Here is an 11746-nt window from a genome sequence, read left to right on the forward strand (position 1 = left end):
CGTCGTGGTGCTCCTCGTACCGGGGCGCGAGCCCCGTGAGGATCGCCACGGCGTCCTCGACGCTGGGCTCCCCCACCGTGACCGGCTGGAAGCGGCGCTCGAGAGCGGCGTCCTTCTCGATGCGGCGGTACTCGTTCAGGGTCGTCGCACCGACCATGTGCAGGTCGCCGCGGGCCAGGCGGGGCTTGAGGATGTTGCCGGCGTCCATCGAACCGCCCTCGCCGCCACCGCCGGCACCGACGAGCGTGTGCAGCTCGTCGACGAACACGATGAGCTCGTCCGCGTGCTCGGCGATCTCGTCCACGGCCTTCGTCAGGCGTTCCTCGAAGTCGCCGCGGTAGCGGGCACCGGCGAGCATGCCGGGCAGGTCGATCGCGACGACGCGCTTGCCCTGCAGGAGCACCGGGACGTCGCCGTCGACGATGCGCTGCGCGAGTCCCTCGACGATGGCGGTCTTGCCGACGCCGGGCTCGCCGATCAGGACCGGGTTGTTCTTCGTGCGGCGGAGCAGGATCTCGACGGTCTGCTCGATCTCGTCCGCACGGCCGATCACGGGGTCGATCTTCCCGTCGCGAGCGCGGGCCGTGAGGTCGGTGCCGTACTGGTCGAGCGTCGGCGTGGTGCTCTGCTCGGAGGTGTCGGCAGCCGTTCCGGGCATCGGGCGCCCCGCCCGTGCCGCGGCAGATGCCTCTGCGGCGTACTCCTGCATCACCTGCGGGGTGACGCCGGCGCTCGCGAGCAGCTGCCCGGTGACGGTGTCCTGGGCCGTGACGAGCGCGAAGAAGACGTGTTCAGGGTCGGTGTAGGTGCTGCCGAACCCCCTCGCGGCCTGGGTCGCCTCGAGCAGGATGCGCTGGGCGGTCCCGGTCAGGGCCGGTCGGCCCTCGCGCTCCACGCCGTCGACGGACGGGGCGGGCAGGCGCTGCTCGATCTCGTCGGCGAGACGCTCCGGGTCGGCGCCGGCACGACGGACGACCGCGGTGAACGGGTCGGTGCGGACGAGGACGTGCAGCAGGTGCAGCGCGTCGATCTCGTGCTGGCCCTGCTCGGCCGCGTACTCGGCGGTCCGCTGGAGCAGCTGGTGGGTGCGACGGCTGAGCAGTCGCGTGATGTCCACCGGTCGACCCAGCGGTACGGAACGCTGGGCACCGGTGTTCTGCGCCGCGAGCAGGCGGGCGAGGAACTCGTCGAACGAGTCACTGCCGTTGGTCGGGCCGAACGTCTCTGGCAACGGGACCTCCTGGGAACTTGAGTGCCTTCGACTCAATGCAACGCAGGGGCAGGCGGGTCATTCCCGCTTCGCGAGAAAAGTTGCGGCGAACCGGCTCAGGTCCGGGCGATGGGCTCCGTGATCGCGTCCGTGACCCGCACGAGGTCCGCCGGGGTGAGCTCGATGTCGAAGCCGCGACGGCCGCCGGACACGAAGATGCTGTCGTACGCCAGGGCGGATTCGTCGAGCACCGTCCGAAGCGCGGTCTTCTGGCCGACCGGGCTGATGCCGCCGACGACGTACCCGGTGCGCTTCTCCGCGAGGGCCGGGTCGGCGAGGGTCGCCTTCTTGCCGCCGACGGCCGCGGCGATCGCCTTGAGGTCGAGCCGGTTCGCGACGGGGACGATGGCCACGGCGAGGGCGCCGTCCACCGAGACCACGAGGGTCTTGAAGACCTGCTCCTCGCGGAGTCCGAGGGCGGAAGCGGCCTCTTCCCCGAAGTTCGTCGCGGTCTCGTGGTGCTCGTACACGTGGGGCGTGTACGGCACACCCGCGCGGTCGAGGGCGACCGTCGCGGGGGTGCTCGGCGATGCAGCGGTCATGCGGTGATCATGCCGTTCCGCAGCCGCCGGGCCGGGACGGCGCGCGGACGCTACGCTGATCGCACCATGGTCGTCGTCGAGTTCCTCCTGCGGATCGTCGCGGTGCTCGGCGCGGGTGCACCCGTGGCCACCGGCGCCGGTGACCTGCTCCCCGCGGTCGTCGTCACAGCGCTCGGCAGCGCTGCGGTGGTCGCGCTCGTGGTCCTCACCGCGGTCGTCACCGGGGTCCTCGGTACGCCCCCGCCCCGCAGGGCGGTCGACGGGACCGCCTGGGCGGTGCTCCGGACGGACATCGCGTCCTCGCACCCGGACGCCGACGGCCATGCGCGACCGCGGGCACCGGGAGTCGCCGCCCCGGTCTGACCGCGTCGGTGGTCGGACCGCTCCGCGACCCCTCCACCCCGACCGATCGGACCACCATGGACCCCACCACCCTGCCCGTCGTCAGCACGCTGCTGCACGCCGGAGCCGACCTCCTCACCACCCTCACCGGCTGCTTCGAACCGTTCGCCGGGCCGTTCTCCGCTGCGTCGGCGGTGATCGCCCTCACGCTCGCTGTCCGGGTGCTGCTCGTTCCGCTGTCCGTCCTGCAGGTCCGCGCCGAACGCGATCGACGGCGACTCGCGCCGCAGCTCGCCGCACTCCGTCGCCGGTACGGGCAGGATCGCGAGCGACTGCAGCGCGCCGTGCAGGAGCTGTACACGTCGGAACGGGTGTCGCCACTCGCCGGCTGTCTCCCGGTGCTCGCGCAGGCCCCGGTCGTGTCGCTCCTGTACACGCTCTTCACGCACGCATCGATCGGGGGCGTGACGAACACGCTGCTCGAGGCGACGCTCGTCGGCGTGCCGCTCGCCCACTCGCTGGTGGTCACGCTCGCGTCACCGCTCTGGGCGCACGCCTGGGTGGTGCTGGTGCTGCTCGCCGTGCTCGCCGTGGTCATCGAGGCGACACGGCGGTCGAACCTCCGGTGGAACCCCGCGGCACCGACTGACCCGGGTGTCCCCGGTGCCTCGACCGCCGCGTCGCTCGGGCGTGTGGCGCCGTTCGTCACGGTCGTGTTCGCTGGCGTAGCGCCCCTCGCCGCGGCGCTGTACGTCGTCACGAGCGCCGTGTGGACCCTCGGTGAGCGCGCGGTGCTCCGGCGTGCACTGGAGCGTGCCGCGGACTAGCCGCCCTGACCCTCCTGCTGCGGGCCCTGGTCGACGGGGTCGTACTCGGTGCCGCGGCCCTGTTCCTCGTCGGCGGTCGGCACGTGTCGTTCGGTGCCGGTCCCGCCCGGGCTCGTCGCGACGTAGTCGGCCTCGCCCGACTGGGTGTCGTGGCTGAGCGGCTTGAGGGTCTCGCCGTCGGCCGGTCGTTCCGGGTCGTTCGCAGAGGTGCTCATCGCTCCTGGGTACTCCTCGCGCACTGGGTGAACACGGTCGACGTCCGAGTGCGAACATGGTGCGGGCAGCAGGGAGCCGGAACGGGAGCACGGCATGGCCGACGACGACCTGGCGACGGAGCGAGCGCGACTCGAGGCCGTGGCGTGGGGTGCCGATTCGACACCCGCCGAGGCAGCGCGGGCACGGATCGCACTCGAGGACCTCGCGGCTGGTCGGCGTCCGCGGCGCTCCACCGCGTCCGCCACGACCGACGACCTCCGGGGGCGCGACCGGGTCACTGAGGCGGAACGGCAGGGCGATCGCCCGCCCGGGCCGGCCGCGCACTCCGTGGACGCCGCGCGGCCCGCGACCGACGACCGGGTGGCCGACGGGCCGCTCGTCGACGCGCCGCTGCTCGGCACGTCGGCCAGGCGCGCTCGGGACGAGCACCATCGAGACCAGCGCCCTCGAGACGAGCACCGTCACGACGCGCACCGTCGAGGTGGAGCCGGGACGCCACCGCTCGCCGACCGAGCGGACAGACCTGCGCCCAGGATGGCCGGGGACCCCGCGACGGCCGGCCCGGCCCAGGCCGACCACACGTCGGAGGGGACGACCGGTGACGGAGGCGGGTCGGGCCTCCAGGCTGCGTGGCGGCGACGCGTCCGCACCCTGCTGTGGACCCGACGACCACGCGTCTGGATCGCGCTGGGCGCGGCCGCCGCCGTCGGTGTCGCCTTCGCGGCCGGGACGGTCGTCGGCACCGCACGGCCGTCGGTACCCGCCGCCCCGAGCATCACGCCGACCGCCGGGACGGTGACGCTGGAGCAGCTGCTCGACGTCCCGCAGACCTACGCGGACCAGCTGCCCGGGCCCGTCGACGCGCCGGTCAGCCTGCACAGCACCCGGTTGATCTTCACGAACCGGGCCCTCGATGGCGGGGACCTGCAGACGCCCTGGAACGTCTGGGCCGGCGTGGGGACCGACCGGTCGACCATCTGCCTGGTGGCGACGGCGGACCGGATCGAGTCCTCCACGGCGTGCTACCCGCGGGAGGACGCCCTGCACGGCTCGGTGTCCCTGTCGGCGCAGTCGGCGAGCGGAACCCTCACGCTCTGGCTGCGCGGCGGCGGGGTGCAGGGCACCGTGACCGACGGCTACTGAGCGCTGCGGTTCCTGCGTGCTGCGGCCACGGCGCGCTGCGGCTACTGCGCGTCTGGGCTGGTCCGTCCGCCGGAACGGTGGGTGCGGACGGTCCCGGTGACGACGGCCACCGAGCCGGTGAGGGTTTGGATCGCCCGGCTGATCGTCGGGACCGACGTGGTGACCACCGCGAGCGAGGACGTGATGGCCTCGATCGAGGAGGTCGACAGGTGCTCCTGCACGTGCGAGTGCACCGGGAAGCCCTTCCGCGCCGCGACGACGACGCCCAGCGAGGCGAGCAGGACCGCACCGCCCGCGAGCGGCATCCACTGCAGCCCGACCACGCCGAGTGCCTGGCCGCCGAGCGCCGCTCCTCCGGCGATGCCGATGTTCGACGCGCCGTTGACGAGCGCCCCGGCGATGTCGGGCGAGACGCCCCCGGTGCGGATCGCCGCCGCCATGAAGAGCGTGCCGGTGGTGCCGTTCGCGGCCATCCAGACACCGGCCACGGCCATGGTGCCGACGAGCGAACCGTGCACGAACGGCAGCACGGCGAACGCGGCGGCCATCACGGCGACCGCGACGATGAGGGTCTGGCGCGGCGCCCGGTCGACGAAGAGCCCGGCGAGCCACAGGCCGACGACGCCGGTGGCTCCGAGGACGAGCAGGGCCCCGGAGACGAGGTGCGGGTCCAGCCCGGCGTCGATCGCGTACGGGCCGATGTAGGTGTAGACGACGTAGTGACCGGCGAACAGGAGCATGTCGGCCACCACCACCGAGAGCAGCCCGGTGCGAGCCCAGGCACGCGGCGAGCCGATGTGCGGGGACGACGCACCACGGACGGCCGGGAGGAACGCGAGCGCGACGCCCGCGAGCACGGCCGACGCCACCGCGACGGAACCGACGGCCGCACGCCACCCGATGGTCTGCGCGACCCACGTGGCGATCGGCACGCCGAGCACGAAGCCGAGCGAACTGCCCGAGTAGACGAACGCGATCGCGCGGCCGGCGAGGCGTGGCGGGACGATGCGCGTGGCGTACGCGGACGCCACCGAGAAGAAGAGCGCGTGGGCGACGCCGCCGACGACCCGGCCGGCGCACACCACGGCGAACGACGGCGCGAGCGCCACCATGAGGTTCGACACCGCGTACCCGACCAGGGTCGCGACGAGCACGGTCTTGCGCGGCAGGCGCGCGGTGAAGGACGTCAACGGGAGCGCGAGCAGGGCGACGGCCGCTGCGTACACCGTGACGACGACGCCCATCGACGACTCGGAGACCCCGAGGTCGCGGCTCATGGTCCCGAGCAGGCCGACCGGCATGAGCTCGGTCGTGATCGCGAAGAACGTCGCGAGCCCGAGCACGGCGATGCCGACGATCGAACCCGTCGTCACGGTGATCGGCCGCGTGTGCGCGGGCACGGCCGAGGTTCGGGTGGTTGTGGTCGTCACGGGGCTGACCTCCTCGCTGGGGACGTCCGGGCGCACGACGACGACGTCAGGGACGACGAGGAGCAGCGCGCTCGAGCTGTGGATGGGTTGTGGGTACGACTCCACGGCGAGTGCGCCCCTCCAGTGTCGCACGCAGATCCGACATGCGCGAGGGGGTGCCGCTGAGAAGTTCCTCGGACCGCTCCAACGGCGTCGTTCCGGGCTTTGTTCCCGGAACGAGGAACGGGGTGGGACCGATCGGCCCCACCCCGTTGTGCAACAGGTGTCAGTCGTGCAGGTGCGTCCGGCGACGGTGCCGCACGGAGCGGTACGTCAGCAGACCGGCACCGAGCAGGACGAGGACGCCAGCCGCGACCAGTCCGGGACCGATGTCCGCGCCCGTGTAGGCGAGCGCGCCCGTCGCCGGTCCGGAGCCCGTCGCGGCGACCGGGGCGGTCGTCGGTGCGGCGCTCGCGGTGGGCGTCGGGGTCGCCGTCGGGGTGGAGCTCGGGGCTGCTGCGGCAGCGACGACGAGGTCATCCACGGTGACCACGTCCCCTGCGTCGGCACCGGAGGTGAACGCCACCGTCGCGGTGCTGCCGGACACCGTGACCGTGTAGTCGGTCGCGGGGTTCAGCCCGGAGAGGGTGTACCGGCCATCGGTGCCCGTGGTCGTGCTCACGGGCGCACCGGAGTCGGCCTCGATGGGCGTGGCCGTCACGGTGCGTCCGCTGACCGGCGCGTCGTTGGTGTCGACCACCCGGCCGGTCGCGCTGGTCACGACTGCCTGCGGAGCCGGCGGCGTGACGAACGCGAAGTCGCGGGTCTGGGTCGGACCACCGCCCACCAGCGTCACCGCGGTACTGGTCGTCGTGCCGGTCGCTCCCGGGGCCGGCAGCGCCGAGCGCACCGTGTACGTGCCGTCCACGGTCGTGAACGAGTACCCGCCGTCGGCATCGGTGACCGTCGTGGCGACGACCGTACCGGCACCGTCGAGGAGGTCGACGGTGACGCCGGCACGGGCAGTGCCGTCGAGTCTGACCACGCCGCCGACCGTGCTCACCGCGTCGGTCTCGATCGGGTCCGCCCGCGTCGGCGCTCCCGGGGCAGCCGCTCCGGTGGTGACCGTCACGGGGTCGGCGCCGTCGACCGCGATGGTGACGGCGGTGTTCGGGGTCAGGCCGGACGCGCTGTAGTAGCCCTCGTCGTTCGTGACGGTCGTGATCGGCGTGGCGGCGTTCGGGTCGGTGATGACCACGGGGACGTCGGCTGCGGGTTCACCGTCCGGGTCCACGACCTGACCGATGATCGAGGTCGTGTTCGCCGGTGACGTGAACGCGAAGTCGGCGACCTGGTCCTCGCCGCCCGGGACGCCGTTCAGCGAGACACCGGTCTGCGTCGCGGTTCCGGTGGCTCCGGGCGGCGGCGTGATCGACACCTCGTAGTCGTTGATGACCGGCAGCTCCGGGAACGCGTACGTGCCGTCCGCCGCGGTCGTCGTCGTCGTGTACACCGTGCCACGCGGCGCGGTCACCGTGACGGTCGCGCCGGGGATCGGCGTGCCGTCGAGCGTGGCGGTGCCGGTGATCGCCGCGGTGCGGTTGGCGAACCAGGTCTGGTAGACGGGGAAGCCGCTCCGACGCTCGAACGTGAGCGTGAGGCTCGTGAGCGGTACCGTCGGCGAGAACCACGCCGTCGCGCCCGAGGTGTCGACGGAGCCGGCGTTGCCGGTGAGGGTCAGCGAGGCGGCGTCCCACGACGGGACGTCCCGCCCGGTGGTGCCGTCCGGGTCGGCCGGGCAGGACCACCCGCCGGGCGACACGGTCGAACACGAGTTGTAGACGCTCTGGAAGCCGAGGTCGGCTGCGGTCGCCGCCGCTCCGCCCTGGGTCGTCGCCGCGATCGTCACCCGGTCGGCGTCGACGTCCCCGAGCACGAAGGACCAGCTGCTCGCGCCGGGCGTCGGCTCCGCGAAGGTGTACGTCGTGACGGACGGCTGGCCAACGGAGTCGGCGAGCGGTCGCTGGTTGAGGTAGGTGTTGCCGCGGCTGCTGCCGTACGCGGCGCCCGGGCCGGTGCTCGGTCCCTGCCACGTCGAGTTCCCGCTGATCACGGTCGACTGGCGCGAGTCCGACTCGAACGTGGTCGCCGGGAAGCCCGGCAAGGTCATGGTGCCCGTGTAGTCCCTACTCTGACCGGCGAGGGTGAAGGTCCCCCAGTGTCCGGCCGGTGTGGCGGAGGCAGAGGTCGCGCCGACGAGCGCGAGTCCCCCTCCGAGTGCGAGGGCGGTCAGTGCCGCCGTGACGGTGCGTAGCCGCATCGTGCTCCCCTGCTCGTGCTGACCTGGTCCCTGAGCCAGACGCCGGATTCTCGACGTTCGCTCAGGCTATCTGCGGAGCGCGAGGTGTGTCCGGATCGAGACGTCGTCGTCACGCCTGGCGATCGAGCACGACTCGGGCCAGGGCGTCCAGAGCCGACACCTGCCCGGCGACGAGGAGGGCGCGCGCCTCGTCGGCGGCCATCCACCGTGCGTCGTCGACCTCCGGTACCTCGACGAACCGACCGGATCCGCGCGGCAGCTCGAGTCGCACGGTGTTGCTCACGACCTCGGTGACGTCGAAGTGCGGCGCGTGCACGGCGAACACCCGCACGACCTTCGCGGACTGTCGGTGCTCCCCCAGGTCGACCACGACGCCGTCGGGCGCTGCGGTCCCGATCTCCTCGGCGAACTCCCGCCGGGCGGTGGCGAGGGGGTCCTCCCCCGGTTCGACCTCGCCCTTCGGGATCGACCACGATCGCGGACGGCGCTGCCAGAACGGGCCGCCCATGTGCGCGACGAAGACCTCCGGCCCCGTCGATCCGGCGCGGTGGAGGAGGAGTCCGGAACTGGTGCGCACGCTCCGAGGCTACGCAGCCACCGCGCGCGGCGCGCGAGCACACAGGCGGACGGTCGGACGGGAGGCGCGGTGCGGCTCCGCCCCGTCGGTGCGGCCTGGTGACGAGGTCGTCTGCACCACCACGATCGCCCCGAACCACGCGGACACGTGGTTCGGGGTGACGTTGGTCGTGCGGGCGCTGTCAGACCACGGTCGGATCGCTGCACGGAACCGCAGGGACCGTGCAGTCACCCGATCGGGAGCGGGCGTACGCTCCGCCGCGAGGAGCGCCGACAGACGCCCCCGAGACCAGCACGAGGAGGTCGATCGGGATGGACGAACGGTGGACGACGGTGACGTTGGCGGCGGACGCGACGAAGCCCCACGAGCAGGCGCTCCGCTGGGTCGCCGACCACGGTGGGACCGGCATGGAACGCATCCGGGTGGTCGGGCCCGCGGGGTCGGCTGCGGCCGAGGCCCTCGCAGGCTCCGCGCGCGGGACGGTGCCCGGCGTGCACGTCGAGGTGGTGGAGCACGGTCCCGGCTCGTCCGCGAACGCCGTCGCCGCGGCGTCGGACGACTGCGATCTCCTGGTCGTCGGCTCGTGGCGGAGTCGGCGCGGGACGACGGTCGGGTCCGGACCCGCGCGGATCGCCGAGCGCGCGCCCGTCCCCACCGTGGTGGTCCCGGACGTGCCGCACCCGATCGACGGCGACGTGGTCCTCGCGGTCGACGAACCCCTCGACGAGCGGGCGGTCGCCATCGCCGTGCGGGAGGCGGAGCGTCGGCACCGGCGGCTGACCGTGCTCCGCGCGTGGGAGATGCCGGTGCTCACCCGGACCGGTCTGACGGACTTCGCGGAGGACCCGATGCGCTGGCGGGGACGGAACGCCGAACTCCTGGGACGGGTGACGGCCGAACTGCGGCGACGGTACCCGTCACTCCGCATCCACCCGCTGCTGGTCGAGGGACACCCGGGGCACGCGATCGCGGTGCACACGCGGACGGCGTCGCTCGTGGTGCTCGGCCAGGGACACGTGCACGTGCTGTCCGGGTCGGTGCTGCACGACGTCCTGCGGGAGGCGGTCTCCCCGGTGTGCGTCGTGCCCCCGACCGCGCACACCGACGTCGAGGAACGCGAAGCGACCGCCTGACGAGGCCGCGCTGCGCACTCAGCCCGCGAGGTCCCGCACGGCCGAGGCCACCCGATCCGTCAGGTAGGCCACACCCCGCTCGTTCGGGTGCAGCGCTCCGGGCTCGAGGTCGATGCGCTGCAGGTTGCTCGCTCCGTCGAGCGAGACCCCCGCCACGTACGGCCGCTTCGTCGCGCACGCCGAACGTGCCTGCGTGCTCGAGAACACGTCGACGAAGCGGACCCCGGCGGCACGCGCGGCCTCGGCCGAGACGTCGTCGAGCTGCTCCTGGACGCCGTGCAGGTACACGACGTCGGTGTCCGTGAACGGGTACGTGTCGGTCGGGAAGGACCCCGCGAGCGTCCCGAGGTCGACCGCGGCGCGGAAGCAGCCCTTCGCCGGGGTGTGCTCGGCGTCGGGGAAGATCGCCGGGTACCCCAGGAACACGACGACGGCGTTCGGTGCTGCCTCCTGGACCCGGGCGAGCGTGTCGGCGATGCCGAGCGCGACCCGGGAAGCGATCTTCGTGCCGAGCTGGTCCTCCCCGTCGCGGACGAGGGTGCTCTCGCACGACGGGGCGTCGCGTCCGGAGAACACCGGCCCCTTCGCGCTGAGCGCCAGGCACGACGCGGCCGTGCCGAAGAGGTCCGCGTCGTTGCCGCCGATCGTCAGCGTCACGAGCCGCGTCGAGTCCGACAGCGAGCGGATCTGCGGCGGGACCCCTTTGAACTGGAAGCCCGAGGTCACGTCGTCGCTCGTGGCGCCACCGCAGGTGACGTCGGTCAGCTGCAGGCCGAAGCGCTGCGCGATCCGGTGCGGGTAGTCGCGGGCGGACTGCCCGCACGCGTTCGTCGGCAGGTGGCTCGGGTCGTCGAGCCCGTACCCGGCCGAGTAGGAGTCCCCCAGCGCCACGTACTCGCTGCCCGGTGGGACGTCGGCGAGCCGCTCGGGCGGGTCGGACGACACCGGGAACGGCTGCGGCTGCGGCCAGGACGGTGCGGCCACCGCGTCCGACCGGTGCGGCGCTCCCGGGATCACTCCGGCGGTCACGAGGACGGAGATCGCAGCCACCAGGGCCAGGGCGGCGACGGACACCGGACGGACCGAACGGGACAGGGGGACCTCCGGCGGGCGGGGACGGACGGACGGAGGAGCCAGGCTAGCCGCTCGGGCTCAGCGCCGCCCGAGTCGTCGCTCGCCGTTGCTGCCGGTCTGGTACGTCAACCCGAAGTGCTCGTACAGGCCCGGCTCGATCGCGGCGTCGAGCTCACCGTCGGTGGCGATGGACGGCGCGTCCTTGACGAGCTTCTTCGGGAACGCGACGACCAGGTGCTTCGGGGCGACGAGCGCACCGGTGAGCGGCACGAAGACGAGCTTCTGGAACCCGACGAGTCCCGTCGTCACGGCACCGAAGGCCGGATCGGAGGTCGCGGTGTCGTAGTAGATGCTCTCGAGCGTCCCGATCTTCTCCTCGGACTGGTCCACGACCGGCAGGCCGATCCAGTCCCGGATGTTCCCGGCTTCGAACACGGTCGTTCCCTCCCGGCGGCCGGACCTTCCGACTGCCCGCTCCCGAACCTACTGACGGACGGCTGAACCCGACCGCCCCGGCACGACCCCGAGTCCGTCCACCGCCGCGAGCACGTCGTCCGGACCCACGGCCAGCAACGCGGGGTCGGGCTCGTCCGAGAACACGTCGCCGCGGCGCTTCGCGGCGTCGGTGAGCACGACGTGCGGCCCTGACGCCGGCGGCCCCCACGCCTCGGGCGGGGCCGGTCCGAACAGGACGACGGACGGCACCCCGTACGCGGACGCGAGGTGCGCCGCACCGGTGTCGACGGTGACGACGACCGCGGCGTCCGCGACGACGGCCGCGAACGGCTGCAGGTCGAGGACGCCCGCGAGGACCGCCTCCGGCGCCAGCCCGGCCGCGTGCGCGACCGCACGCGCGCGGACGACGTCGTCCGCGCCTCCCGTCAGCACCACGT

At 73.2% G+C, this 11746-nt stretch carries 13 protein-coding genes; 4 read left to right on the forward strand and 9 right to left on the reverse strand.

Translation table 11 applies throughout. From position 1 onward, the window contains the following. Together ACSW7Y_RS12445 and ybaK are read right to left on the reverse strand one after the other, a co-directional pair. The coding region (locus ACSW7Y_RS12445) for a Clp protease N-terminal domain-containing protein (RefSeq protein WP_438126588.1) at window positions 1-1231 on the reverse strand (1231 nt) is incomplete at its 3' end. 95 nt (window positions 1232-1326) lie between these two features. Beyond that, window positions 1327-1812: a Cys-tRNA(Pro) deacylase gene (gene ybaK / locus ACSW7Y_RS12450; RefSeq protein WP_438126589.1), complete on the reverse strand. Its 486-nt coding sequence runs from the start codon at window positions 1810-1812 to the stop codon at window positions 1327-1329. Window positions 1813-1878: 66 nt separating this feature from the next. Between ybaK and ACSW7Y_RS12455 the strand changes: the two genes are divergently transcribed. Together ACSW7Y_RS12455 and ACSW7Y_RS12460 are read left to right on the forward strand one after the other, a co-directional pair. Continuing rightward, the gene (locus tag ACSW7Y_RS12455; protein ID WP_438126590.1) at window positions 1879-2175 is read left to right on the forward strand and encodes a DUF6412 domain-containing protein; all 297 of its coding nucleotides are present in this window, start codon (window positions 1879-1881) and stop codon (window positions 2173-2175) included. A 56-nt stretch (window positions 2176-2231) separates the two neighbouring features. Then, entirely contained in the window at window positions 2232-2981 is a 750-nt protein-coding gene (locus tag ACSW7Y_RS12460; RefSeq protein ID WP_438126591.1) for a YidC/Oxa1 family membrane protein insertase, read from the forward strand. Here ACSW7Y_RS12460 and ACSW7Y_RS12465 read toward each other — a convergent pair. Next, window positions 2978-3196 (reverse strand): hypothetical protein, encoded by a 219-nt coding sequence (locus ACSW7Y_RS12465; RefSeq protein WP_438126592.1) that lies wholly within the window; start codon window positions 3194-3196, stop codon window positions 2978-2980. The two genes, ACSW7Y_RS12460 and ACSW7Y_RS12465, sit on opposite strands and share 4 nt — an antisense overlap. A gap of 94 nt (window positions 3197-3290) precedes the next feature. On the opposite strand from ACSW7Y_RS12465, the gene ACSW7Y_RS12470 reads away from it, so the two are divergent. After that, window positions 3291-4340 carry a hypothetical protein gene (locus tag ACSW7Y_RS12470; protein WP_438126593.1) on the forward strand — a complete coding sequence of 350 codons (1050 nt, stop codon included), beginning with the start codon at window positions 3291-3293 and terminating at the stop codon, window positions 4338-4340. Between the two features lie 41 nt (window positions 4341-4381). On the opposite strand, the gene ACSW7Y_RS12475 is transcribed toward ACSW7Y_RS12470, so the two are convergent. The 3 genes from ACSW7Y_RS12475 to ACSW7Y_RS12485 form a co-directional block, all read right to left on the reverse strand. Next, on the reverse strand, window positions 4382-5770 hold the full coding sequence (locus tag ACSW7Y_RS12475; protein ID WP_438126594.1) for an MFS transporter: 1389 nt from the start codon (window positions 5768-5770) through the stop codon (window positions 4382-4384). Window positions 5771-6035: 265 nt separating this feature from the next. Next, window positions 6036-8069 (reverse strand): carboxypeptidase regulatory-like domain-containing protein, encoded by a 2034-nt coding sequence (locus tag ACSW7Y_RS12480; protein ID WP_438126595.1) that lies wholly within the window; start codon window positions 8067-8069, stop codon window positions 6036-6038. A 109-nt stretch (window positions 8070-8178) separates the two neighbouring features. After that, window positions 8179-8646 (reverse strand): NUDIX domain-containing protein, encoded by a 468-nt coding sequence (locus ACSW7Y_RS12485; protein WP_438126596.1) that lies wholly within the window; start codon window positions 8644-8646, stop codon window positions 8179-8181. A gap of 311 nt (window positions 8647-8957) precedes the next feature. On the opposite strand from ACSW7Y_RS12485, the gene ACSW7Y_RS12490 reads away from it, so the two are divergent. Then, window positions 8958-9779 (forward strand): universal stress protein, encoded by an 822-nt coding sequence (locus ACSW7Y_RS12490; protein WP_438126597.1) that lies wholly within the window; start codon window positions 8958-8960, stop codon window positions 9777-9779. An 18-nt stretch (window positions 9780-9797) separates the two neighbouring features. On the opposite strand, the gene ACSW7Y_RS12495 is transcribed toward ACSW7Y_RS12490, so the two are convergent. The 3 genes from ACSW7Y_RS12495 to ACSW7Y_RS12505 form a co-directional block, all read right to left on the reverse strand. Further along, window positions 9798-10853: an SGNH/GDSL hydrolase family protein gene (locus ACSW7Y_RS12495; protein WP_438126598.1), complete on the reverse strand. Its 1056-nt coding sequence runs from the start codon at window positions 10851-10853 to the stop codon at window positions 9798-9800. A 78-nt stretch (window positions 10854-10931) separates the two neighbouring features. Beyond that, window positions 10932-11288, reverse strand: a complete 357-nt coding sequence (locus tag ACSW7Y_RS12500) for a PRC-barrel domain-containing protein (RefSeq protein WP_438126599.1) — start codon at window positions 11286-11288, stop codon at window positions 10932-10934. A 48-nt stretch (window positions 11289-11336) separates the two neighbouring features. Next, window positions 11337-11746: glycosyltransferase family 9 protein (locus ACSW7Y_RS12505; protein WP_438126600.1), on the reverse strand; the 410-nt coding region annotated here is incomplete at its 5' end.

It is taken from the genome of Curtobacterium flaccumfaciens (assembly GCF_051548005.1).
Taxonomy (GTDB): domain Bacteria; phylum Actinomycetota; class Actinomycetes; order Actinomycetales; family Microbacteriaceae; genus Curtobacterium.

Excerpts from the sequence above, each read along its gene's own strand:
- ybaK (WP_438126589.1), bottom strand. The coding sequence starts at position 1,812 with ATGACCGCTGCATCGCCGAGCACCCCCGCGACGGTCGCCCTCGACCGC.
- ACSW7Y_RS12455 (WP_438126590.1), top strand. The coding sequence starts at position 1,879 with ATGGTCGTCGTCGAGTTCCTCCTGCGGATCGTCGCGGTGCTCGGCGCG.
- ACSW7Y_RS12460 (WP_438126591.1), top strand. The coding sequence starts at position 2,232 with ATGGACCCCACCACCCTGCCCGTCGTCAGCACGCTGCTGCACGCCGGA.
- ACSW7Y_RS12465 (WP_438126592.1), bottom strand. The coding sequence starts at position 3,196 with ATGAGCACCTCTGCGAACGACCCGGAACGACCGGCCGACGGCGAGACC.
- ACSW7Y_RS12470 (WP_438126593.1), top strand. The coding sequence starts at position 3,291 with ATGGCCGACGACGACCTGGCGACGGAGCGAGCGCGACTCGAGGCCGTG.
- ACSW7Y_RS12480 (WP_438126595.1), bottom strand. The coding sequence starts at position 8,069 with ATGCGGCTACGCACCGTCACGGCGGCACTGACCGCCCTCGCACTCGGA.
- ACSW7Y_RS12490 (WP_438126597.1), top strand. The coding sequence starts at position 8,958 with ATGGACGAACGGTGGACGACGGTGACGTTGGCGGCGGACGCGACGAAG.